Here is a 22889-nt window from a genome sequence, read left to right as displayed (position 1 = left end):
TCCCTCCAGCCCGAAGAGAACAAGAGGAACAGCACAATGGCTCTCACCCGCGAACAAATGGCTCAACGCGTCGCCCGCGAAATGCAGGACGGTTTCTACGTCAACCTGGGCATCGGCATTCCGACCCTGGTGGCCAACTACATCCCGGAAGGCATGGAAGTGATGTTGCAATCGGAAAACGGCCTGCTCGGCATGGGCCCGTTTCCCACCGAAGACACCATCGATGCCGACATGATCAACGCCGGCAAACAAACCGTGACCGCGCGCATCGGCGCCTCGATCTTCTCCTCCGCCGAGTCCTTCGCAATGATTCGCGGCGGCCATGTCGACCTCACCGTGCTCGGCGCGTTTGAAGTGGACGTACAGGGCAACATCGCCTCGTGGATGATCCCGGGCAAGCTGGTCAAGGGCATGGGCGGCGCCATGGACCTGGTGGCCGGCGCGGAAAACATCATCGTGATCATGACCCACGCCTCCAAGGACGATGAGTCCAAATTGCTCAGCCAATGCACCCTGCCGCTGACCGGTGCCCACTGCATCAAGCGTGTGCTGACGGACCTTGCATACCTGGAAATCGACAACGGCGCCTTTATCCTAAAGGAGCGTGCCCCAGGGGTCAGTATTGAAGAGATTGTCAGCAAGACAGCCGGTAAACTAATCGTCCCCGACCACGTTCCAGAAATGCAATTCCAGTGAGGACACATTCCATGCAAGACGTTGTGATTGTTGCTGCCACACGTACCGCCGTAGGCAGTTTTCAAGGATCGCTCGCGAGCATCCCGGCACCGGAGTTGGGCGCTGCCGTAATCCGTCGCCTGTTGGAGCAGACCGGCCTCGACCCGGCCCAGGTGGATGAAGTGATCCTCGGCCACGTACTCACCGCAGGCTCAGGCCAGAACCCGGCGCGCCAGGCGTCGATCCTCGCCGGCTTGCCCCATGCCGTACCCGCGATGACCTTGAACAAGGTCTGCGGTTCGGGCCTCAAGGCCCTGCACCTGGGCGCCCAGGCCATCCGTTGTGGCGATGCCGACGTGATCATCGCCGGCGGCATGGAGAACATGAGCCTGTCCCCCTACGTATTACCTGGTGCGCGCACCGGTTTGCGCATGGGCCACGCCAAGATGATCGACAGCATGATCACCGACGGCCTGTGGGATGCATTCAACGACTACCACATGGGCATCACCGCCGAGAACCTGGTGGACAAGTACGGCATCAGCCGTGAAGCCCAGGACGCCTTCGCCGCCGCGTCCCAGCAAAAAGCCGCCGCCGCCATCGAAGCCGGCCGCTTTGCCGATGAGATCACGCCGATTCTGATCCCGCAGCGCAAGGGCGACCCGGTGGCCTTCGCCGTGGATGAACAACCGCGCGCCGGCACCACCGCCGAGTCGTTGGCCAAACTCAAACCCGCGTTCAAGAAAGACGGCAGCGTCACCGCGGGCAACGCATCCAGCCTCAACGACGGCGCCGCCGCGGTGCTGCTGATGAGCGCCGACAAGGCCAAGGCCCTTGGCCTGCCCGTTCTGGCGCGTATCGCCAGCTACGCCAATGCCGGCGTCGACCCGGCCATCATGGGCATCGGCCCGGTCGCGGCCACCCGCCGCTGCCTGGACAAAGCCGGCTGGAGCGTCGGCGACCTGGACCTGGTCGAAGCCAACGAAGCCTTTGCCGCGCAATCCCTGGCGGTGGCCAAAGAGCTGGAATGGGACGCCGACAAAGTCAACGTCAACGGCGGCGCGATTGCCATTGGCCACCCGATCGGCGCATCAGGCTGCCGCATACTGGTGACCCTGCTGCACGAAATGATCAAGCGCGACGCCAAAAAAGGCCTGGCGACACTGTGCATCGGTGGCGGCCAAGGCGTAGCCCTGGCCCTTGAGCGCAGCTGATTCAAGAGCAACACACGAAAAGGCCCGGTTCCACGAAAAACCGGGCTTTTTTTTCGCCTGTCAGTCCGCACGCGGCACCGCAAACACCGCGTTCGCCCGCGCCACGACTTTCTCCCCCACCTGCAGACTCACCGTGGCAAACGCCATTTGCCGGCCACGCTTGTGATGCTCCAGTCGTACCACGATCCACTCCCCCACTTGCACCGCGCCCAGGTAATCGACAGTCATGCTCGCGGTAATCAACGGCAATGGCGGCTCACTGGAAAACGCCATCGCGTAGCCCATGCCGATATCCGCCAGGGTCGCCAACACCCCGCCATGCACCGTGCCGCGGCCATTGGCATGGCGGTTGTCGGCGCGCAGGCCGATTTCCAGTTGCAGACCTTCACCCCGGCAATACGCCGGGCCCAACAAGTCGAGCAGCGGGCTGCTGCGCGGCAGTGAGACAAAACCTTCGGGCACGGCGTGAGCGATCATCGCGGAGTCTTCCTTGGAGTCAGGCATGAGGTGTACCCCAGGCCTCACACGGCGACCATTACCATCAGCCGCACATATCCTCTGCAATGCCTGGGGCTGATTCGCCAACCCCGCTCAGGACCGGCCTCAGCGCTTCATACAGCGCTGATAACGCTCATCCACCCGCTGGGCGAACCAGGCAGTGGTCAGATTGCGAGTGATCTTCGGGCTCTTGAGCACGATGCCCGGCAGGATCGCCCGCGGCAGCGGTTTGCCGGCCGCCGTGTCGGCCAGGGCAAACACGCGTGTGTAGAGCGTGGTCTGCTCAAAATCCAATTGCTCGCCCTGCTCCAGCTGACTGCGGATGCTGGGGTTGCGCATGTCCAGCCGGGCGCCAAGGGAACGCACCGCCAATTCGGTGCTGCCGGGCAGCAGCGAGCCGTAGCGGATCAAATCCCCGTCCAGCGCCAACTCGGTGCCTGAGACGCGGCTGACGGCGGCCTGGAACGCAGCGTTGCGGCTGGCGTACCAACCGGCGTTGAAGTCGGCAAACCGGTACAGCGGCCGGTCATAACTCACCGGGTAACCAAGCAAATGGGCGATGCCGAAGTACATGCCGCCACGTCGCGTGAACACTTCCCGACGGATCGTGCCATCTACCGTGTAGGGATAACCCCGCGCCTGCTTCTGCGCAAAGTCGATGCTGACTTGCATCGGGCCGGCGGTGTGTACTGGGTTGAAACCGCCGAACAGCGTGTTGCCCAAGGGCACCATGCTGATGAAGTCATCGAAGATCCCGCTCAGGTCTTTCTCCGTGCGTGCGGCGTTCAAGCGATCGGCGTAAGACTTACCAGTGGGCGAACGCAGTTGCAGTGCCGTGCGGACCAACACCGCCGGCACATGCACCTTGCCGGCACGGCGCAGGATTTCATCCTGGGCGATCTTGCCCATGTTCGGCACAGGTGGGTCGACCTGGAAAGTGGACTCTTGCTCGGTCACCGCCAGCACGGCGCAGATGTTTTCGGTACTCGGGTAGATGTGCTGGGTGTCGAAAGCGGTGTAGATATCCTGGGCCCAACCGTTGCGATCGGCGACCTTGGCGGGCAGCAAACGCACGATCTGCGCCTTGACCTCGGCTTCACTGCGCTCCGGCTGTTGCGGGCCGCGTGCGGTCGAGCAACCGGCCAGCACCAGCAAGGGCGTGAGACACAGGATCAGGCGGCGTAGGTGCATGGGGCTTCCTTGAGGGGCGATGGGCCGGGCGATGCAGATATCGACCGATAAGTCTAACGCGGGTTCGCCCTGTGCCCCCTCGCCTACGCGATGCGAATATGACAGGATCTTTCATCGACCATTCGTACAAGGCGTTTGAATGCCATGCTCAGCATGAACTTTCTCATCACCTGCCTGATCGTTGTGCTGATTCCCGGCACCGGCGTGATCTTTACCGTGTCCACGGGCCTCATGGCCGGCAAGCGCGCCAGCGTGTTCGCCGCGCTGGGCTGTACCGCTGGGATCATCCCGCACTTATTGGCGTCCATACTCGGCCTTTCCGCCCTGCTGCACACCAGCGCATTGGCATTCGAAGCGCTGAAATTCGCCGGAGCCGCCTACTTGCTGTACCTGGCCTACGCCACGTGGCGCGATCGTTCGGCCTTCGCGGTGAATGACACACCAACGGCAACCACGGCCCGTGGCCTGATGCTGCGCGGCTTTTTGCTGAATATTCTCAACCCCAAGCTGACGATTTTCTTCCTGGCCTTCCTGCCTCAGTTCGTCACACCAGCCAGCACGGCGCCGGCCTTGCAAATGCTGGTGCTGAGCGGCGTGTTCATGGCCATGACGTTTGCGGTGTTTGTGGTGTATGGCCTGCTGGCCAATGTGTTTCGCCGCGCAGTGATCGAGTCACCACGGGTACAGAACTGGCTGCGGCGCAGTTTTGCGGCGGCCTTTGCGGGGTTGGGCTTGAATCTGGCGCTCGCCCAGCGCTGAAAAACACTGCAACCCACTGTGGGGACGGGCTTACCCGCCCCACAGGTTGGGCGCTTTAGATCCCTGCCAGCGCCAGGTCCATGGCGAAGTAAGTGAAGATCAGGTCCGCGCCGGCGCGCTTGATCGAACCCAGGGTTTCCCGCACCACGCGGTCCTCATCGATCGCGCCTGCCTGGGCACCGAACTTGATCATCGCGTACTCGCCGCTGACCTGATACGCCGCCACCGGCAGGCGCGAGGCTTCGCGGATGTCGCGGATGATGTCGAGGTAGGCACCGGCCGGTTTGACCATCAGCGCATCCGCGCCTTCCTGCTCGTCCAGCAGCGATTCACGCACGGCTTCGCGGCGGTTCATCGGGTTCATCTGGTAGCTTTTGCGGTCGCCCTTGAGCGCGCTGCCACCCGCTTCACGGAACGGGCCGTAGAGGGCCGAAGCGAATTTGGTGGAGTAGGCCATGATCGGAATATGGGTAAAACCGGCGTCATCCAACGCCCGGCGAATCGCCTGAACCTGGCCGTCCATCGCCGCCGACGGCGCGATCACATCGGCACCGGCACGAGCCGCCGCCACGGCTTGCTTGCCGAGGTTGACCAAGGTCGCGTCGTTGTCGACATGGGCGCCATGCATCACACCGCAATGGCCATGATCGGTGTATTCGCAGAAACAGGTGTCGGACATCACGATCATTTCCGGCACGGCGTCCTTGATGATCGAGGACATGCGCGAGACCAGGCCGCGCTCCTTCCAGGTGTCGCTGCCACTGGCGTCCAGGTGGTGGGACACGCCAAAGGTCATCACCGATTTGATCCCGGCGCGGGCATAGCGCTCGATTTCCCCGGCCAGCTTTTTCTCAGGGATGCGCAACACACCCGGCATGCTGGTGATCGGTACGAAGTCGTCGATTTCTTCTTCGACGAAAATCGGCAGCACCAGATCGTTGAGGGTGAACTCGGTTTCCTGGAACAAGCTACGCAACTCCGGGGAGCGGCGCAGACGGCGTGGGCGGGCTTGAGGGAACTGGCTGGTCATGGCTGTCCTGAATAAGGCTAAAAACGTTGGGGCGAAAGCGTATGCCCCCCGACCCCGGCAGCGCAAATGCCAGGCAGGCAATAGTTTATGGCAAGGCCCACAACAATTGCATTGATCTAGAGCTGTAGACGCCCTTCGATGCACACCGCCACGGCACCGCCGACCCAGATCTCATCGCCCTGGCGCTCGATGCGGATACGCCCCGCGCGCCCCATGGCCGTGCCCTGGCTGACCAGGTAACAGTTCGGTGCCAGGCCTTCGTCCAACAGCCATTGGGCCACCCCGGCATTCAAGCTGCCGGTGGCCGGGTCTTCCGGGGACCCGTCGCCGGCGATGAACGCGCGCACTTCAAAGTGCGTATCTACAGCGTCGCGTTCGGGATCGCAGGGGGCAATCACGCCCACCGCCAGACCGAGCAACTGCGAGTAATCGGGCTGCAGATCGAGCACCGCCTGGCGGTCGGCCAGCATCACCGCCAGCCAACCTGCGCCGTTGTCCACCCACTGACTGCGCACAATAGCCTCCGGCGCCAGGCCCAACCCCAGCCGCACGCGCTCCAGCAACGCCGCCTCCAGCGGGCCCGAGCGCAACAACGGCGGCGCGATGAACGCCAGCTCATCGCCTTGGCGACGGATACGCACCAGGCCGATTTCGCACTCCTGGATAATTTCCTCCCCTCGCGCAATGCCCCCCGCCTGCAACCATGCATGGCAACTGCCCAGCGTCGGGTGCCCGGCGAACGGCAGTTCCTGCAAGGTGGTGAAGATTCTTACCCGGTAGTCAGCCCGTGGATCGCGGGGCGTGAGTAAAAACGTGGTTTCGCTGAGGTTGGTCCACTTGGCGAAGTCGGCCATCTGTTGCTCGTTGAGGCTGTCGGCCCCCAGCACTACCGCCAGCGGGTTGCCTTTGAGCGACACATTGCTGAAGACATCCAGTTGTTTGAAATCGAAAGTCGGCATGGGCTCAGCTCGGAATGTTCAGGCCACGGATCACTGCCGGACGTGCGACAAAGCCGTCCAGCGCGCGCAGCACATTGGGGAAATCGGCGATGCCGACCAGGTCACCGGATTCGTAGAAACCGATCAGGTTACGGATCCACGGAAACGTCGCGATGTCCGCGATGCTGTAGTCGTCGCCCATGATCCAGGTGCGGCCCAGCAGGCGTTTTTCCAAGACTTCCAGCAAGCGCCGCGACTCGGCGACGTAGCGGTCACGCGGGCGCTTGTCTTCGTAGGCCTTGCCGGCGAACTTGTTGAAGAACCCCACCTGGCCAAACATCGGGCCGATGCCGGACATCTGGAACATCAGCCACTGAATGGTTTCATAACGTGTCGCCGGGTCTTCGGAAAGCAACTGGCTGGTTTTTTCCGCCAGGTACAGCAGGATCGCACCGGACTCGAACAGCGCCAACGGCTGACCGCCGGGGCCGTTGGGGTCGATGATCGCGGGAATCTTGTTGTTGGGGTTCAGCGACAGGAACTCGGGCGACAGCTGGTCCTGGGTCTCGAAGCTGACTTTGTGCGCCTCGTAGGGCAGGCCCAGCTCTTCGAGCATGATCGAGACTTTTACCCCGTTGGGCGTGGGCAGCGAATACAGTTGCAGACGCTCCGGATGCTGGGCGGGCCATTTACGGTTGATCGGGAAAGCGGCGAGTGAATTCATCGGGATATCCCTCGGCGAAAACCCCCATGATAATCATCTGCCCGGCATCCTGCATGGGTCATCATTGCGCAACATGCCCTCGCTACTCTCCCCCACGAGCGAACCAAAGTGGCCGAGTGGACTCTTAAGTGCGCTGAACGGTGAATGGAGGCACCCTGCTAATAAGACACGGAACCCGCAGGACGCCGCGTGTGTCACTGGGGCCGGGCTTGTCCGCCTTAATCCGATGCACTGAAGACTCGAACCCAATGACAATAAAGCCTCTGTGCCTTGCGCAACGCCTCAAACGATATTCATACATCATATTACCGCTGTTGCTGGTCGGCGGCGCCCTCGACCTGACCCTGCAATCGCGCATCAGCCGCGCCGAATCGGTGGACGGCGTGCAAACCCTGGTGTTCCTGCGCCACGGCGAAAAACCCGTCGGCGGCCTGGGCCAACTCAATTGCCAGGGCCTGAACCGTGCGATGAACCTGGCTACCGTACTGCCGGAAAAGTTCGGCAAGGCCAACTTCGTCTTCGCCGCCAACCCGACGCGCAATGTCGAGGAAGGCGAAAAAGATAATTCCTACAGCTACATTCGCCCACTGATGACCATCAGCCCCAGCGCGATCAAGCTCGGCTTGCCGGTGAACATCACGTTTTCGGCGAATGACACCAGCGCGCTCGCCGACGAACTGGTGGAAAACAAGTACCACAACGCCATCATCTACACCGCCTGGTCCCACGGCTATCTGCCGGAATTGATCAACAAGGTGGCCAGCGAAGCGGTGGGCGAAAAGCACACCATCACCCAAGACTGGTCCGGCAATGACTACGACACGTTGTATGTGCTGACGCTCACCTGGCATAACGGCAAGGCCTCGCTGCTGAGCCGCAACTACAAGCAGGGCCTGAACAACGGCGAACAAACCTGCCCACCGGCGACGCAGATCAGCGCAGATATCTGAAGGATGGGCGATAGCGGCGTATGATGCGCGGCTATTGACTCATCTGCGGATCAACACCATGTCCAACCTCGTCTCCACCCAGCCCAACCGGGGCTGGTCGTTCTGGTGGAAACCAGCGCTGTTCCTGCTGGTCGCCTGCATCGGCCTCTACTACGTGAAGTGGTCGCCCTACTACTTCAAGGCATTTGTCGCCGCCGACAACCACAGCATCGGCGCGTCGATTCTCAATGACCAGCAAACCTCGCCACTGGCCGCGGCGCTGGCCTACGCCCAGGTGTATTTCCTGGCGATCTGGAAAGCCGCCGTTTTGGCGGTGATCTTGGGCTCGTTGCTGCAAGTGTTGATCCCCCGCGACTGGTTGCTGCGCCTGTTCGGGCGTGCCGGGCTGGGTTCGACCCTGCGCGGCGGGCTGTTCGCGCTGCCCGGAATGATGTGCAGTTGCTGCGCGGCACCGGTGGCGGCAGGCATGCGCCGGCAGCAAGTGTCGGTGGGCGCGGCGCTGGCGTTCTGGATCGCCAACCCGGTGCTGAACCCGGCCACCCTGGTATTCATGGGGTTTGTGCTGGGTTGGGGCTTCACGGCGTTAAGGCTGGTGGCGGGGATTGTGCTGGTGGTGGGCGTGTCCCTGGTGGCCCAGCGCATCGCGCGCCCGGAACAAGTGCCGGAAGCAGCGCTGGGCGCGGTGGCCGAGGCCAGCGTGATCGAGTCGCAACCGTTTTTCAGCCGCTGGTTGCGCACCCTGTGGCAACTGTTCTGGAGCACGATCCCGGTGTATATCCTGGCAGTGCTGGTGTTGGGCGCGGCGCGGGTCTGGCTGTTTCCTCATGTGGATGGGGCGATGGCCGACAGCCTGCTGTGGCTGGTGCCGCTGGCGATTGTCGGCACGCTGTTCGTGATTCCGACCGCCGCGGAGATTCCTATCGTACAAACCATGATGACGCTGGGCATGGGCAGCGGCCCGGCCGTGGCCCTGTTGATGACCCTGCCGAGCGTGAGCCTGCCGTCGCTGCTGATGTTGCGCAAGGATTTCGACGCGCGGGTGCTGGTCACCGTGGCCGGCTTGACCATGCTGGTAGGCGTGGTCTGCGGCTTGATTGGAGCGGCGATTCTGTAAGTGGCAGGCGGGGTTGAGGGCCTTATTGCAGGCAAGCATCAACCTCGCAACGCACCACGCTCGCGCAAATACTCCACCACCGCTGCCTGCTCCCCGACAAACTCGATGCGCGCGCCTTTGCTTTCACGCTGGAAGGCGTACATCGGGTCGTAGTACTCGCGCAGCAACCCTTCGATCCACACCCGGTGCAGGTCCACAGCGCCGCTGCGGGTCTGTTCCGCCAGGGCGTCCTGCAGAATCGCCTGCAACCGCTGGAAACGCTCGCCGCCCAGGCGCTTGTGGATATTGGCCAGGCTCTGGGTCAGGCGCTCGCCAAACAGGACGTAGCCGGTTTCGCCAAATACCGCGATGAATTCGGCGCAAAGGTCGACCACGTAATCGCGCAGGATACGTTCAACCCGGCCTTCGACAGTGTCTTCCAGCCACACCATCGCAAAGGTCTGCATGCCCTTGTGCAACGGCAACGGCAGCGCACAACTGCCGATCATGCGGCTCTCATCCTCGACCACAAACTGCTCGACGCCGCCCGCGCGTTTTTTCAGCAGGTCCACCGCCAGGCGGTTCTCGAAGTCGATGTTGGACGGTTGCACCGTGGCCCGCTTGCCGAAGCTGGAACCGCGATGGTTGGCGTGGCCCTCCAGGTCCAGGGCGTTGCGCAGTTGGCCGAGTACTTCGGTCTTGCCAGTGCCGGTCATGCCGCCCAGCAACACGAAATCACACTCGGCGACTGCCTGTTCGACGGTCTCCAGCAAAAAACCACGCATGGCTTTGTAGCCGCCGCCGACGCGGGGGTACTCGATACCGGCTTCGGTTTTCAGCCATTGCTGCACGATCTGCGAGCGCAGCCCGCCACGAAAGCAGTACAGGTAGCCGTCGGGATTGGCCTGGGCGAACCGCGCCCATTGCTCGATACGCCCGGCCTTGATCGCCCCGGACACCAGTTCGTGTCCGAGCACGATAGCCGCTTGCTGGCCCTGCTGTTTGTAGCAAGTGCCAACCCGCTGACGCTCGTCATCGGTCATCAGTGGCAGGTTGACCACGCCCGGGAACGCGCCCTTGACGAACTCGACCGGCGCGCGGGTATCCATCATCGGCCGGTCGTTGAGGAAGATGTCGCGGTAGTCGGTGATGTCAGTCGCCATCAAAACACCTCTACCGCGTGGGTCTGTCGCTCAACCAATTCACCGATGGGCTCAAGGGTCAGGCCCAGTTCGCCGGCGACCGAATGAAACTCGGCGTCGCCCGCGGGCGTAACGGCGATCAGCAGGCCGCCGCTGGTCTGCGGGTCACACAGCACGCGCTTGTGCAGCTCCTGCAGGCGCCCGAGCTTGCTCGCGTAGCTGTCGAAGTTGCGCAAGGTGCCGCCCGGCATGCAGCCCTGGTCCAGGTAGTCCTCGATCCCGGGCAGGCGTGGGACTTTGTCGTATTCGATGCGTGCCGTCACGCCGCTGCCGTCAGCCATTTCCACCAAGTGGCCCAAAAGCCCGAAGCCGGTGACGTCGGTCATTGCCGTGACGCCGGCCAGTTTGCCGAAGCGGCTGCCAGGCTTGTTGAGGGTACACATCCAGTCACGAGCCAGGCCGATATCCGCCTCGCGCAATTTGCCTTTCTTTTCGGCAGTGGTCAGGATGCCGATGCCCAGGGGCTTGGTCAGGTACAAACGGCAGCCGACGGTGGCGGTGTCGTTGCGCTTCATATGGCGCTTTTGCACGATGCCGGTCACGGCCAGGCCGAAGATGGGCTCCGGCGCATCGATGGAGTGGCCACCGGCCAGGGGAATGCCGGCCTCGTCGCACACGGAGCGGCCGCCACGGATCACTTCGCGGGCAACCTCAGGCGCCAGGACATTCACCGGCCAGCCCAGAATGGCGATGGCCATCAACGGGTCGCCGCCCATGGCGTAGATATCGCTGATCGCGTTGGTGGCGGCGATCCGGCCGAAGTCGAACGGGTCATCGACAATCGGCATGAAAAAATCAGTGGTGGAGACCACGCCGCGCTCGTCGTCGATGGCGTACACCGCCGCATCGTCCCGCGAGGCGTTGCCCACCCACAGGTTGGGGTCAAGGTTCTGTGCGCCGCTGCCGGCGAGGATCACTTCCAATACCTGGGGCGAAATCTTGCAGCCACACCCCGCGCCATGGCTGTACTGGGTAAGGCGAATCGGCTCGTTCATGGTGGACCTCAAGCTATCAAGTGCGCGGATTCTAACAGACGGCAAAAAGCCGGCGGGGCTCTTACGAGCACAGCCGGCCTTTTTGGGGTGCTGCGATTACTGGCGGGCGGCCAGCAACCGCTTGTGGCGGTTGCGCCGGGCGATGTTCAAGCACTCGATTGCCGCCGAGAACGCCATGGCCGCATACACGTAGCCTTTTGGCACATGGGCGCCGAAGCCTTCGGCGATCAGGGTCATGCCGATCATGATCAGGAAGCCCAGGGCCAGCATCACCACGGTCGGGTTGTCGTGGATGAACTTGGCCAGCGGTTCAGCCGCCACCAGCATCACGATGACCGAGGTCACCACGGCAACGATCATGATCGGCAAATGCTCGGTCATGCCCACGGCGGTGATGATGCTGTCGATGGAGAACACCAGGTCGAGCATCAGGATCTGGCCGATGGCCGCAGCAAAGCCTATGGACACGGCATTGCCGCTGCTGGCCTTCTCTTCAGGCTCCGGGTCCATGCTTTGATGGATCTCGGTGGTTGCCTTCCAGACCAGGAACAGGCCGCCGGCGATGAGGATCATGTCCTTCCACGAAAACGCCTGGCCGAGGATCTCAAACACCGGCGTGGTCAACTGCACGATGAACGCAATGGTGCTCAACAGGCCCAGGCGCAACACCAACGCCATGCTGATGCCGATGCGCCGCGCCTTGGCCCGGTGCTGCTCGGGCAATTTGTTGGTGAGGATCGAGATAAAGATCAGGTTATCGATGCCCAACACGATTTCCATTACGATCAAGGTCGCCAGTGCGACCCAGGCGGTGGGGCTGGCGGCCAGTTGTACAAGGTAGTCCATAGATCAATCCTGACGTTGTGCTGGGAAATTAGGCTTCTTTACGCGTCGATTCAGACTCGTTTTGCGGCTGATCGTCTTTTTTCTGCGGACTGATCAGGCCTTGGGTCGCTTCACTCAATGCCTGCTCGGCGGCCTTGTGAGTGTCATCGATCACTTGCTTGGCCGATTCGCTGGCCTTGCCCATCACCTGCTGTGCGCTTTTTTCGACCTGATCACAACCGCTGACCACTACTAATGAAAGCGCAAGCAACGATGCCGCGCCCAGAGAATTGAGTTTCATGATGTTTTCCTCATTAGAACCATTGGGTCCAAACAGCGACCCCTCGATAGCGATGCATTCTATGCAGGGGAACACTTCAGGAAAATTCGTATTTTTCTCGCGTATACTTCGGTTTTAACGAAGTGTAGGCCGGCATGCTCAATTACCGACAATTGCATTACTTCTGGGTGGTGGCCAAGACCGGCAGCATCGTGCGCGCCTGTGAGCAACTGAACCTCACACCCCAGACCATCAGCGGGCAGATCAGTCTGCTCGAGCAAACCTTCGGTATCGCCCTGTTTCAGCGGGTCGGCCGTCAGTTGGAGCTGACCGAAGCCGGGCGCCAGGCGTTGCCCTATGCCGAGCAGATGTTCCAGACCGGCAACGAGTTGGAGGCGATGTTGCGCGCCCAGCCGAACGAGCAGCAGATTCTGTTTCGCGTCGGGGTGGCGGATGTGGTGCCCAAATCCATCGTCTACCGGCTGATCGCGCCGACCATGGAGCTCAGCGAGCCGATCCGCATCACCTGCCGCGAAGACAAACTCGAACGCCTGCTCGCCGACCTGGCGATCCAGCGCCTCGACCTGGTGATTTCCGACAGCCCCATGCCCACGCATCTGGACATCAAAGGCTACAGCCAGAAGTTGGGCGAATGCGGCATCAGTTTTTTCGCTACCCAAGCATTGGCTGACCGACACTGCGGCGTTTTCCCACAGTGTTTACAGGGCGCGCCGCTATTGATTCCGGGGGCAGAGACCGTGGTGCGCAGCCGCTTGCTGCGCTGGTTTGCCGAGCAACAGATCCAACCGAAGATCATCGGCGAGTTCGACGACAGTGCCTTGATGCAGGCATTCGGCCAATCCGGCAGCGGGATCTTTATCGCCCCCAGCGTGATCGCCGATGAGGTGGTGCGCCAGTACGGCGTCGCGCTGATTGGCCAGACCGAGGCGGTGACCGAATCGTTCTATGCGATTTCGGTGGAACGCAAGGTCAAGCACCCCGGCATCGTGGCGATTACCGAAGGCGCCAGGCGAGAACTGTTCACCGCCCTGCCCTGAGGGTTCAAGCGCCAGTCGGCAGCGGTTTGGCGCTCATCAGCCACAGCGCCAGCAGCATCGACACCAGGATGAACCCGGACGCAGCCAGGCCCAGGCTGGCCAGGCCGAGGGTGTCGATCACATGCCCACCGACCAAGGCGCCGAGACCGATACCGAGGTTTCCACCGGCAATATTCAGCGACGCGGCAAACGCCGGCGCATGCGGCGCGGCCTTCATCAGCCGCACATGGCTGACCAGGAACATCGCCGCCTGGGTCACGCCCCACACGGCCATCGCCGCCGCCAGGCCGATGGTGGAGTGAATCGCCGGCACCAACGCGACCATGCCGCCGATCATGAACCCGCAGAACACCATCGACGCAATCAAGGGGTGGCGATCCACCGCACGGCCGCCCAGGGAGTTGCCGATCAACCCGACCGCGCCAAAGCCCATCAGGCACCAGCCGACCAGCGTGCCGTCGAAGCCGGCCAGGCGCTCAAGGATGTCGGCCAGGTAGGTGTAGGCGGTGAACATGCCGCTGAAGACCAGGATCGACAGCAGGATATGCCCCTGCATCAACGGACTGCGCAACAGCTTGAATTGCGAGCGCAACGTCACCTGCGCGTTCTTCGCCTGTGTCACCGGCAGGTAGACAAACAGCAGCAGCGCCTTGGCCAAGGCAATCACCGCGAGGACCGCAAACGCGCTGCGCCAGCCGAACATGTCGGAAATCAACGTGCCCACCGGAATGCCGAAGACGGTGGCACAGACGATCCCGAAGCCGATCTTCTCGATGGCGCGACCGGCGTATGCCGGGCCGACGATGTCCACCGCCGTTTCACTGGCCAGCGCCCAGAACACCGGCAAGCCCAACGCCGGAATCAAGCGCGCCAGGGACATCACCCAGATATTCGGCGCCAGCGCCGCCACGCCATTGGCCACGGCGAACATGATCAAAATCGTGATGAACAGGCGCTTGCGCTGGAACCGCGCGCAGTAGGCCGTGAGAAACGGGCCGAACGCCGCCACGGTGAACGCAAACAGCGTCACCAGCAGGCCGGCCTGGGACACGCTGACATTCAGGTCCCGGGCAATCGACGGCAACAGGCCGACGATAATGAATTCTGTGGTCAGCACGGTAAAACCGGCGGCCGACAGCAGCAGGATGGGAAACAGCATGAAAACTCCAGAAACGACGACATCAACGAAAGCCCGGAGGCCCGCTGACGAAGAAGAAAGATGAGAGACGGCGATATTAACAGGATCTGTGCGAATTGGCCGCAAATGGGTGACGGAATGCCGCATCAACAGGGACATTTCCTACAGCATGATAGACTCCGCGCCCGCTTCCTACAGCGCGCTCCACCTGCAATGCTGCGTCCTACTAAAAAAACCAGAGACAACCGTTTATGACTGCTGCCCCTTCCCTTTTCCAACGACTCACGCGCGCCAGCCTGGTCACGCAAATCGTCATCGGCCTGATCGCCGGCATTCTGCTCGCCTTCGTGTCGCCCGACGCCGCCAGGGCCACCGGTTTCATTGGCAAAGTGTTTGTCACCGCGCTGAAGGCCGTGGCGCCGATCCTGGTGTTCGTGCTGGTGATGGCGTCGATCGCCAACCACAAACACGGCCAGGAAACCCACATCAAGCCGATCCTGTTCCTCTACCTGCTGGGCACCTTCGCGGCCGCCGTGGTTGCAGTGATCGCCAGCACGCTGTTTCCCTCGCCGCTGGTGCTCGCCACCCACGACGCCACCGTGAGCGCCCCCGGCGGCATCGGCGAGGTGTTGCAGAGCCTGTTGCTGAGCGTGGTGGACAACCCGGTGAGCGCGCTGATGAACGCCAACTTTATCGGCATTCTGGCCTGGGCCATCGGCATGGGCATCGCGATTCGCCATGCCGGCGAAACCACTCGCACGGTGCTCGATGACCTGTCCAACGGCGTGACCTTGATCGTGCGCGTGGTGATCCGCTTCGCGCCCCTGGGGATTTTCGGCCTGGTGGCCTCGACCCTGGCCACCTCCGGCTTCGGCGCCCTGCTCGGTTACGCCCACCTGTTGGTGGTGCTGATCGGCTGCATGCTGTTCGTGGCGCTGGTGGTCAACCCGGCCATCGTATTCTGGAAACTGCGCCGCAACCCCTACCCGCTGGTATTGCTGTGCCTGCGCGAAAGCGGCATCACGGCATTCTTCACCCGCAGTTCGGCAGCGAACATTCCGGTGAACCTGGCGTTGAGCAAACGCCTGGGCCTGCATGAAGACACCTACTCGGTGTCGATCCCGCTGGGCGCCACCATCAACATGGCGGGGGCGGCGATCACCATCACCGTGTTGACCCTGGCCGCCGTACACACCCTGGGCATCGTCGTAGACCTGCCCACCGCCGTGCTGCTCAGCGTGGTCGCCGCCATTTGCGCGTGCGGTGCGTCGGGCGTGGCCGGCGGTTCGCTGCTGCTGATCCCGCTGGCGTGCAGCCTGTTCGGCATCTCCAGCGATATCGCCATGCAGGTGGTGGCCGTAGGTTTCATCATCGGTGTGTTGCAGGACTCGGCGGAAACCGCGCTCAACTCGTCCACCGATGTGCTGTTTACTGCGGCGGCGTGCCTGGGCAAGGAAGAGCAGCCGGTTTAAACAACGCTCGCAAAAAAGCCCGGGGCCGTTCACAGCGGAACGACCCCGGGCTTTTTTATTTTATGCGCTCAGTACACGGTTATTCAGAAAGCGCCCATGTAATCACGCTTGCCCACTTCCACACCGTTGTGACGCAACAGCGCGTAGGCGGTGGTGACGTGGAAGAAGAACTGCGGCAGGCCGTAGGTCAGCAGGTAGGACTGGCCGCTGAAGCGCTTCTCTTTCGGCGTGCCTGGGCGAGTGATGATCTCGATGCCTTCTTTGCCGTCGATTTGCTCGGGCTTGATGCTGTCCATAAACGCCAGGACCTTGGCGATCAGCGCTTGCAGGTCGGCGAAGGTCACTTCGTTGTCTTCATATTTCGGCACTTCGATCTCGGCCAGGCGCGCGGAAACGCCCTTGGCGAAGTCGACGGCGATCTGCACCTGGCGCACCAGTTGGAACATGTCCGGGAACAGGCGCGCTTGCAGCAAGGCGTTGGGTTCGATGTTCTTCGCGGTGGCGTGGGCTTCGGCTTTGTCCAGCACACCGCTCAGGGCGGTGAGCATTTGCTTGAAGACTGGGACGGAAGCGGCGTACAGGGAAATAGTCATGACAGTCTCATCGGTAAGGGCTGGGTTGGAACCAGCAGCGATTATAGCCATGCCGGCCGCTTGTCTTTTATTTTTTCAGGATTAGGCTAGTGCGTTCACTGCATAGGGAAAGCGCGATGACCGCTGAGCACGATACCGACACCCCTGAGCCGCGCCTGAACAGCACGGAAATCCGCATCCTGGGCTGCCTGATCGAAAAACAGGCGACCAACCCGGAAACCTACCCCCTGACCCTCAACGCGCTGGTGCTGGCCTGCAACCAGAAGACCAGCCGCGAGCCGGTGATGAACCTCAGTCAAGGCCAGGTCGGCCAAAGCCTGCGCGTGCTGGAAGGCCAGGGTTTCACCCGCCTGGTCATGGGCAGCCGCGCCGACCGCTGGGAACACCGGGTCGACAAGGCGCTGGAATTGGTGCCGGCCCAGGTGATCCTGACCGGGCTGCTGTTTCTGCGTGGGCCGCAGACGGTCAACGAACTGCTGACCCGCAGCGGGCGCATGCATGACTTCGAAGACGCCGACCAGGTCGTACACCAGTTGGAACGTCTGATTGCGCGGGGGCTGGCCGTGCTGGTGCCGCGCCAGGCGGGGCAACGCGAGGATCGCTATACCCACGCGCTGGGCGACCCGGCGGATATCGAGGCGATTATCGCCGCGCGCGGCAACCCGGTGGAACGCGGGGCCGGCGGGGTCTCAGTCGAGCGCATCGAAGAGCTGGAAGCGCGGATTGCCGCGCTCGAAGAACGGCTGGCACAGCTGGAACAGGCCTGACACGCTCAACCCCCTGTAGGAGCCGGCTTGCCTGCTCCTACAGGTGATTGGCCGCGCTGTTCAGCCTCGCGCAAACGCGACGGCGCTTTCGAACTGCTCCTGGGTCGGCCGCACCCCGGTGTACAACACAAACTGCTCCAGCGCCTGGATCGCGATCACTTCCAGCCCGGTGATCACGCGCTTGCCTTGGGCACGTGCGCGCACGATCAACGGTGTTTCCGCCGGGATCGCCACCACATCGAACACAGTCTGCGCCTGGTCCACCGCGTCAGCCTCGAAAGCCAACTGATCGGCCTCGGCCCCGCCGGTCATGCCGATCGGCGTGACGTTGATCAACATCTGCGGGCGCAGATCGCCCAATTGCGCCTGCCATTGATAACCCAGGCTCTGCGCCAGCGCCCTGCCCGCCGCTTCGTTACGCGCCACGATCACGCCATTGGCATACCCGCCGTCGCGCAGGGCACTGGCCACGGCTTTGGCCATGCCGCCGCTGCCGCGCAGGGCAAAGGTCGAATCTGTCGGCACTGCATGCTTTTTCAACAGTTGCGCGATGGCGATGTAGTCGGTGTTGTAGGCCTTGAGATGGCCGGCCGTGTTGACGATGGTGTTCAGGGACGCGATGGCTTTGACCGAACTGTCCAGTTCGTCCACCAGGGCAATACTGGCCTCCTTGAACGGCATCGACACCCCGCAACCGCGAATCCCCAACGCCCGGATACCGCCGATCGCGCCGGCTAAATCCTGGCTGCTGAAGGCTTTATAGTAGAAATTCAGACCCAGTTGTTCATACAAATGGTTATGAAATCGCAGGCCGAAATTCCCGGGGCGCGCCGACAGTGACATGCACAGTTGGGTATCCTTGTTGGGGTGCATCTGCATGGGTAACTCCTTGAAGTAAGCAAATCGGTACAGACCTTACACAACCTTTACCAATCGGCCGTGCTGTTTTTCAGAAATACGTTGTCTTAAAAGTATCCCGCGACATTACTTGAGCCAATTGATTGCAGGCCACAAGCGCAGGGGCTAACCGAGGAATGACCATGATTCGTAAAATCCCCAAGATCGCCTTGCTTATCGGTACACTCGCTATGGCAGGCCAAGCCTCCGCCCACGGTGGTGGATGGGGTGGTCCGGCCGTCTTGGGTGCGTTAGTCGGCGCCGCCGTCGTAGGCTCCGTGGTTGCCAGCCAACCCCGTGAAGTCTATGTGCAGCAGCCGGTGTATGTGCAACCGCAACCGGTTTACGCCGCACCGCCGCCGGTGTACTACGCACCACCGCCGCCGGTGTATGTGCAACAACAGGTCTATTACCGCCCGGCGCCGGTGTATTACGGCCCACCACGTGGCTATTACGGCCACCCCCACGGCTATTATGGCCGCGGTTGGTAAGCTTGAACCGATCTGCCTGAACCGGCCTCGCCCACCCGCGAGGCCTTTTTTTGCATGGCGTTTTATTGCACATCGTGCGGATTGATCGTACCAAGGTCGTTATAAGGACAATGGCCGAGTCGTAATCCCACATCATCGAAGCCGAAAGTCTACTTGCCCGACCGGGTCTCGCGCTGTCATGTTTGTGTCACGACTCACTTTCACTATCCCACCTCTGAACCCGATAACAACAAGGACGGCTGACCATGCCCACGCAAAACCCACACCACGTAGCCGGACTCTGTACGTCCAGCAAGGTCTACAGCGCACTGACCGAACTCAAGCACCTGGAAGGCCACCGCAGCGCAAAATTCCTCGCGCTGCTGACCGAAAGCCTGGTGCGCAAAGGCCTGCTCAATGAGCAAGAAGTGGTACACATGCTCGATCAAGTGGTGGAGTGACGCCTGGCGTTGATGTCGACTATCAAGCCGGGTGATTTTTCCTCGACGCTGGCACCCCGTAAGGTGACCCTCATAGCGATTGGAGGTCCATATGCCCACTATTCAGATCATGTCCGTCATCGGCAGCGCCGTTCCTGCCCCCCTGCGCAAGCTGGGTGTACTCGCCTGCTGGTACCTGATGCACGATGGCGAACCCGTCAGCGGCCCGCTCACCTCGTTATCGGCTGCCGAGCAACAAGCGGCAACCTTCAGGCTGCGCGCCTGAGGCCTAGGGCAACGGCAACTTGAGCCGCGGCTTGCTTTCGACAAACAACGCCCAGCTGGACATGAACAACGCCGCCACCAGCGGCCCGATCACAAAGCCGTTGAGGCCGAACACCGACAAGCCGCCCAGGGTCGAGATCAGAATCAGGTAGTCCGGCATCTTGGTGTCCTTGCCCACCAGAATCGGGCGCAGCACGTTATCCACCAGGCCGATGACGAACACACCGAACAGGCTCAGCACCACGCCTTGCCAGATCGCACCGCTCAACAGGAAGTACGCCGCCACCGGCCCCCACACGATCCCCGCGCCCACCGCCGGCAGCAGCGACAAAAACGCCATCAGCACCGCCCAGAGCAACGCGCTGGGAATGTCCAGAAACCAGAAGATCAAACCGCCCAACGCGCCTTGGGTCACGGCAACCAACACGTTGCCCTTGACCGTGGCGCGCACCACGCGGTTGAACTTGAGCTGCAGGCGGCGCTTTTGCGGCTCGGCCAACGGCACCGCCGTGCGGACTTTTCGCACCAGCTCCGGGCCGTCACGCAGCAGGAAAAACAGCAGATACAGCATGATGAAAAAACTCACCAGGAAATCGAACGTGCCCTGGCCAAAGCTGAACGCCTGGCTGGCGAAGAACTGGCTGCCCTGCATCGCACTCTTGACGATTTTCTCGCGCAGGCTTTCCAGGTTGCCCATGCCGAAGCGGTCCAGAAGGTGCTGGAAATAAGGTGGCAGGAAGTTCTTGAACTGTTCGATATACCCGGCCACGTCCAGCTTGCCGCTTTCGACATTTTTGTACAGCGTGGCCCCCTCCTGCACCAGCAAGGCGCTGGTGATGATCACCGGCAGAATCGCAATCACCAGGCACACCGTCAGGGTGGCCAGCGAGGTCAGGTTGCGGTTCCAGCCTGATTTCACCTGCAGGCGCCGCTGCATCGGGGCAAAGATGATGCCCAGGATGACCGCCCAGAACACCGCGCCGTAAAACGGCAGCAATATCCAGATAAAGGCAACGGTCACCAGGGCCAGCAGTAACAGCAGAGTCTTGAATTGCAGGTTGGTTTGATTCATGTCCGATCCAGGTCAAAAAGCCGGGCGCGCGCTTGCGTCCACGTGCTTAGTCCGTCGCAAATCCCGGGAGTGCCTTTTTTGTTGCAGCAAGCGTAGACCTGGATCAATAAATCCCTGCACGCGTTCGGCTACGCTCGCGGCCTTTTGGGCCCCACTCCCCATGTCTCTCGTCCTTGCACCCGAACTGCTCGCCCCCGCCGGCACCCTGAAAAACATGCGCTACGCCTTCGCCTACGGCGCCGATGCGGTATACGCCGGCCAGCCGCGCTACAGCCTGCGCGTGCGCAACAACGAATTCGACCACGCAAACCTGGCCCTGGGCATCGAGGAAGCCCATGCACTGGGCAAGCGCTTCTACGTGGTGGTCAACATCGCGCCGCACAACGCCAAGCTGAAGACCTTCCTCAAGGACCTGGCCCCGGTGATCGCCATGGGCCCGGATGCGTTGATCATGTCCGACCCCGGGCTGATCATGCTGGTGCGTCGCCACTTCCCGATGATGCCCATCCACTTGTCGGTGCAGGCCAATACCGTGAACTGGGCCAGTGTGGAATTCTGGCAACAGCAGGGCATCTGCCGGGTGATCCTGTCGCGGGAATTGTCCTTGGAAGAGATCGGCGAAATCCGCGAGCAAGTGCCGGCCATGGAGCTGGAAGTGTTTGTCCATGGCGCGTTGTGCATGGCCTATTCCGGGCGCTGCCTGCTCTCCGGCTATATGAACAAGCGCGACGCCAACCAAGGCACCTGCACCAATGCCTGCCGCTGGAAATACCAGGCCACGCCGGCGGTGGAAAACGTCACCGGCGATATCGTCCAGGAATATCAGCCGGAACCCACACTGGGCATTGGCGCGCCGACCGATCAGGTGTTCCTGTTGCAGGAGGCCAACCGCCCGGATGAACAGATGCCCGCCTTCGAAGACGAGCACGGCACCTACATCATGAACGCCAAGGACCTGCGTGCGGTGCAGCATGTGGAGCGTCTGACCCACATGGGCGTGCATTCGTTGAAGATCGAAGGCCGCACCAAGTCCCACTTCTACTGCGCGCGCACCACCCAGGTGTATCGCCAGGCCATCGATGACGCCGTGGCCGGTCGCGAATTTGACCGCAACCTGATGACCAACCTGGAGTCACTGGCCCAACGCGGCTACACCGAAGGTTTCCTGCGCCGCCATGTACACGACGAGTACCAGAACTACCAGAACGGCAGTTCGGTGTCGGAACGTCAGCAGTTCGTCGGCGAATTGACCGGCGAGCGCCGGGGCGAGCTGGCGGAGGTCAAGGTGAAGAACCGCTTTGCGGTGGGCAATCACCTGGAACTGATGACCCCCGCCGGCAACTTTCACTTCGACCTGGCCACCCTGCACAACGCCAAGGGCGAAGCCATCGAAGTGGCGCCGGGGGATGGGCACACGGTGTATGTGCCCTTGCCGGCGCAGATGGATCTGCGTTTCGGCCTGTTGATGCGCGACGTCGAGTAACCCCGCTCAGATCCTGAACTGGGCCACCAGTTGGCCCAAGCGCTGGCCGAGGTCGGCCAGGCTGCGCGACGTCTGGGCGCCCAACTGGGTTTCATCGGCCACGCTGTCGACCGCCACGGCAATCTGATGCACGCTGCGGTTGATCTCTTCGGCGACCGCGGTCTGTTCTTCGGCGGCGCTGGCAATTTGCGCGTTCATCGAGTTGATGGTGCCGATCAACTGCGCCATGGTGTCCAGCGACGCCCCGGCTTCGTTGGCTTGGGCCGAGGTGCCGTCCCCGGCATCGCTGGAGCGGCGCATGGCCTCCACGGCGGCGACGGTGCCTTTTTGCAGGCGGTCGATCATGCCCTGGATTTCCTGGGTGCTGGTCTGGGTGCGACTGGCCAGGGCACGCACTTCGTCGGCGACCACGGCAAAGCCGCGACCGGCCTCCCCCGCCCGCGCCGCTTCGATCGCGGCGTTAAGGGCCAACAGGTTGGTCTGCTCGGCTATCGAGCGGATGACGCCGAGCACGCTGACAATCGACGACACGTCCTGCTGCAAACTGTCAAGGGACACGCCGCTGCTGCGGATATCGTTCACCAACGCATGGATCTGCGCGATGCTGCCGTCCACCACGCGCTTGGCGGCCTGGCCCTCGGCGTCGGTCTGTTGCGCAGCCACGGAAGCGCCTTGGGCACTGCGCGCCACTTCCTGGGCGGCGGAAGACATCTGATTGATCGCGGTGGCCACCTGGTCGGTCTCGTGACGCTGACGCTCCATGGCCTGCTCCGAACGCTGCGCCTGGTCGGACACCTGGCCCACCAGCCCGGTGAGTTGCGCGGTCATTTCGGTGATCTG

General features: G+C 62.1%; 26 protein-coding genes. 12 read left to right on the top strand and 14 right to left on the bottom strand.

Translation table 11 applies throughout. The annotated features are described in order from the left end of the window. Positions 1–36: 36 nt before the first annotated feature. Positions 37–696: a CoA transferase subunit B gene (locus RGV59_RS17105; RefSeq protein WP_126585860.1), complete on the top strand. Its 660-nt coding sequence runs from the start codon at positions 37–39 to the stop codon at positions 694–696. Positions 697–707: 11 nt separating this feature from the next. Beyond that, positions 708–1889, top strand: coding sequence for an acetyl-CoA C-acetyltransferase (locus tag RGV59_RS17100; protein ID WP_017847043.1), 1182 nt, complete (start codon positions 708–710; stop codon positions 1887–1889). Between the two features lie 60 nt (positions 1890–1949). Here the strand turns inward: RGV59_RS17100 and RGV59_RS17095 are convergent, their stop codons facing one another. Then, entirely contained in the window at positions 1950–2366 is a 417-nt protein-coding gene (locus tag RGV59_RS17095) for a PaaI family thioesterase (RefSeq protein WP_017847042.1), read from the bottom strand. A gap of 126 nt (positions 2367–2492) precedes the next feature. Next, positions 2493–3578 carry a DUF1615 domain-containing protein gene (locus RGV59_RS17090; RefSeq protein WP_102617821.1) on the bottom strand — a complete coding sequence of 362 codons (1086 nt, stop codon included), beginning with the start codon at positions 3576–3578 and terminating at the stop codon, positions 2493–2495. Between the two features lie 144 nt (positions 3579–3722). Here RGV59_RS17090 and RGV59_RS17085 point away from each other — a divergent pair, with 144 nt between their 5' ends. After that, entirely contained in the window at positions 3723–4337 is a 615-nt protein-coding gene (locus tag RGV59_RS17085) for a LysE family translocator (protein ID WP_046384025.1), read from the top strand. A 55-nt stretch (positions 4338–4392) separates the two neighbouring features. On the opposite strand, the gene hemB is transcribed toward RGV59_RS17085, so the two are convergent. The 3 genes from hemB to RGV59_RS17070 form a co-directional block, all read right to left on the bottom strand. Then, complete coding sequence (hemB, locus tag RGV59_RS17080) at positions 4393–5367, bottom strand: porphobilinogen synthase (RefSeq protein ID WP_017847039.1); 975 nt, start codon at positions 5365–5367, stop codon at positions 4393–4395. A 116-nt stretch (positions 5368–5483) separates the two neighbouring features. Further along, complete coding sequence (locus tag RGV59_RS17075; RefSeq protein ID WP_102617822.1) at positions 5484–6326, bottom strand: PhzF family phenazine biosynthesis protein; 843 nt, start codon at positions 6324–6326, stop codon at positions 5484–5486. 4 nt (positions 6327–6330) lie between these two features. Further along, on the bottom strand, positions 6331–7029 hold the full coding sequence (locus RGV59_RS17070) for a glutathione S-transferase N-terminal domain-containing protein (protein WP_017847037.1): 699 nt from the start codon (positions 7027–7029) through the stop codon (positions 6331–6333). A 248-nt stretch (positions 7030–7277) separates the two neighbouring features. Between RGV59_RS17070 and RGV59_RS17065 the strand changes: the two genes are divergently transcribed. Further along, complete coding sequence (locus RGV59_RS17065) at positions 7278–7979, top strand: hypothetical protein (protein WP_026140035.1); 702 nt, start codon at positions 7278–7280, stop codon at positions 7977–7979. A 58-nt stretch (positions 7980–8037) separates the two neighbouring features. Further along, a complete protein-coding gene (locus RGV59_RS17060) occupies positions 8038–9093 on the top strand; it encodes a permease (RefSeq protein WP_026140034.1) in 1056 nt (351 codons plus the stop codon). Between the two features lie 38 nt (positions 9094–9131). Here the strand turns inward: RGV59_RS17060 and mnmH are convergent, their stop codons facing one another. The 4 genes from mnmH to RGV59_RS17040 all read right to left on the bottom strand — a co-directional run bounded on the left by mnmH (position 9132) and on the right by RGV59_RS17040 (position 12395). Next, complete coding sequence (gene mnmH / locus RGV59_RS17055) at positions 9132–10235, bottom strand: tRNA 2-selenouridine(34) synthase MnmH (protein ID WP_102617823.1); 1104 nt, start codon at positions 10233–10235, stop codon at positions 9132–9134. Continuing rightward, positions 10235–11269: a selenide, water dikinase SelD gene (gene selD / locus RGV59_RS17050; RefSeq protein ID WP_102617824.1), complete on the bottom strand. Its 1035-nt coding sequence runs from the start codon at positions 11267–11269 to the stop codon at positions 10235–10237. The genes mnmH and selD overlap by 1 nt, the downstream gene beginning before the upstream one ends. 96 nt (positions 11270–11365) lie before the next feature. Next, positions 11366–12115, bottom strand: coding sequence for a TerC family protein (locus RGV59_RS17045; protein ID WP_017847032.1), 750 nt, complete (start codon positions 12113–12115; stop codon positions 11366–11368). A gap of 28 nt (positions 12116–12143) precedes the next feature. Then, positions 12144–12395: a hypothetical protein gene (locus RGV59_RS17040; RefSeq protein ID WP_017847031.1), complete on the bottom strand. Its 252-nt coding sequence runs from the start codon at positions 12393–12395 to the stop codon at positions 12144–12146. 134 nt (positions 12396–12529) lie between these two features. Here RGV59_RS17040 and nhaR point away from each other — a divergent pair, with 134 nt between their 5' ends. Continuing rightward, positions 12530–13432, top strand: coding sequence for a transcriptional activator NhaR (nhaR, locus tag RGV59_RS17035; protein ID WP_102617825.1), 903 nt, complete (start codon positions 12530–12532; stop codon positions 13430–13432). 4 nt (positions 13433–13436) lie between these two features. Here the strand turns inward: nhaR and RGV59_RS17030 are convergent, their stop codons facing one another. After that, positions 13437–14591 carry an MFS transporter gene (locus tag RGV59_RS17030; protein WP_046483161.1) on the bottom strand — a complete coding sequence of 385 codons (1155 nt, stop codon included), beginning with the start codon at positions 14589–14591 and terminating at the stop codon, positions 13437–13439. A gap of 230 nt (positions 14592–14821) precedes the next feature. Between RGV59_RS17030 and sstT the strand changes: the two genes are divergently transcribed. Further along, a complete protein-coding gene (gene sstT, locus RGV59_RS17025) occupies positions 14822–16042 on the top strand; it encodes a serine/threonine transporter SstT (protein WP_046483163.1) in 1221 nt (406 codons plus the stop codon). Positions 16043–16125: 83 nt separating this feature from the next. Here sstT and RGV59_RS17020 read toward each other — a convergent pair whose 3' ends face one another. Then, the gene (locus RGV59_RS17020) at positions 16126–16635 is read right to left on the bottom strand and encodes a DUF1993 domain-containing protein (protein WP_017847025.1); all 510 of its coding nucleotides are present in this window, start codon (positions 16633–16635) and stop codon (positions 16126–16128) included. Positions 16636–16751: 116 nt separating this feature from the next. Here RGV59_RS17020 and RGV59_RS17015 point away from each other — a divergent pair, with 116 nt between their 5' ends. Continuing rightward, entirely contained in the window at positions 16752–17402 is a 651-nt protein-coding gene (locus RGV59_RS17015; RefSeq protein ID WP_017847024.1) for a YceH family protein, read from the top strand. A gap of 60 nt (positions 17403–17462) precedes the next feature. On the opposite strand, the gene RGV59_RS17010 is transcribed toward RGV59_RS17015, so the two are convergent. Continuing rightward, on the bottom strand, positions 17463–18281 hold the full coding sequence (locus tag RGV59_RS17010) for a shikimate 5-dehydrogenase (protein WP_046384034.1): 819 nt from the start codon (positions 18279–18281) through the stop codon (positions 17463–17465). Between the two features lie 155 nt (positions 18282–18436). On the opposite strand from RGV59_RS17010, the gene RGV59_RS17005 reads away from it, so the two are divergent. From RGV59_RS17005 to RGV59_RS16995, 3 genes are all read left to right on the top strand, one after another. Then, a complete protein-coding gene (locus RGV59_RS17005) occupies positions 18437–18790 on the top strand; it encodes a hypothetical protein (RefSeq protein ID WP_104903544.1) in 354 nt (117 codons plus the stop codon). 245 nt (positions 18791–19035) lie between these two features. Further along, positions 19036–19230, top strand: coding sequence for a hypothetical protein (locus RGV59_RS17000; protein WP_017847021.1), 195 nt, complete (start codon positions 19036–19038; stop codon positions 19228–19230). A 91-nt stretch (positions 19231–19321) separates the two neighbouring features. Further along, positions 19322–19495, top strand: coding sequence for a hypothetical protein (locus RGV59_RS16995; RefSeq protein WP_017847020.1), 174 nt, complete (start codon positions 19322–19324; stop codon positions 19493–19495). A 3-nt stretch (positions 19496–19498) separates the two neighbouring features. On the opposite strand, the gene RGV59_RS16990 is transcribed toward RGV59_RS16995, so the two are convergent. Further along, the gene (locus tag RGV59_RS16990) at positions 19499–20566 is read right to left on the bottom strand and encodes an AI-2E family transporter (protein WP_017847019.1); all 1068 of its coding nucleotides are present in this window, start codon (positions 20564–20566) and stop codon (positions 19499–19501) included. A 160-nt stretch (positions 20567–20726) separates the two neighbouring features. On the opposite strand from RGV59_RS16990, the gene yegQ reads away from it, so the two are divergent. Beyond that, the gene (gene yegQ / locus RGV59_RS16985; protein ID WP_026140032.1) at positions 20727–22049 is read left to right on the top strand and encodes a tRNA 5-hydroxyuridine modification protein YegQ; all 1323 of its coding nucleotides are present in this window, start codon (positions 20727–20729) and stop codon (positions 22047–22049) included. A 6-nt stretch (positions 22050–22055) separates the two neighbouring features. Here yegQ and RGV59_RS31765 read toward each other — a convergent pair whose 3' ends face one another. Then, complete coding sequence (locus RGV59_RS31765) at positions 22056–22811, bottom strand: methyl-accepting chemotaxis protein (RefSeq protein ID WP_371918425.1); 756 nt, start codon at positions 22809–22811, stop codon at positions 22056–22058. Positions 22812–22889: the final 78 nt, after the last annotated feature.

It is taken from the genome of Pseudomonas sp. FG1, assembly GCF_034313875.1.
Classification (GTDB): Bacteria; Pseudomonadota; Gammaproteobacteria; order Pseudomonadales; family Pseudomonadaceae; genus Aquipseudomonas; species Aquipseudomonas veronii.
The sequence above is the reverse complement of the archived record's forward strand: the minus strand, read 5'-3'. Positions and strand labels throughout refer to the sequence as shown.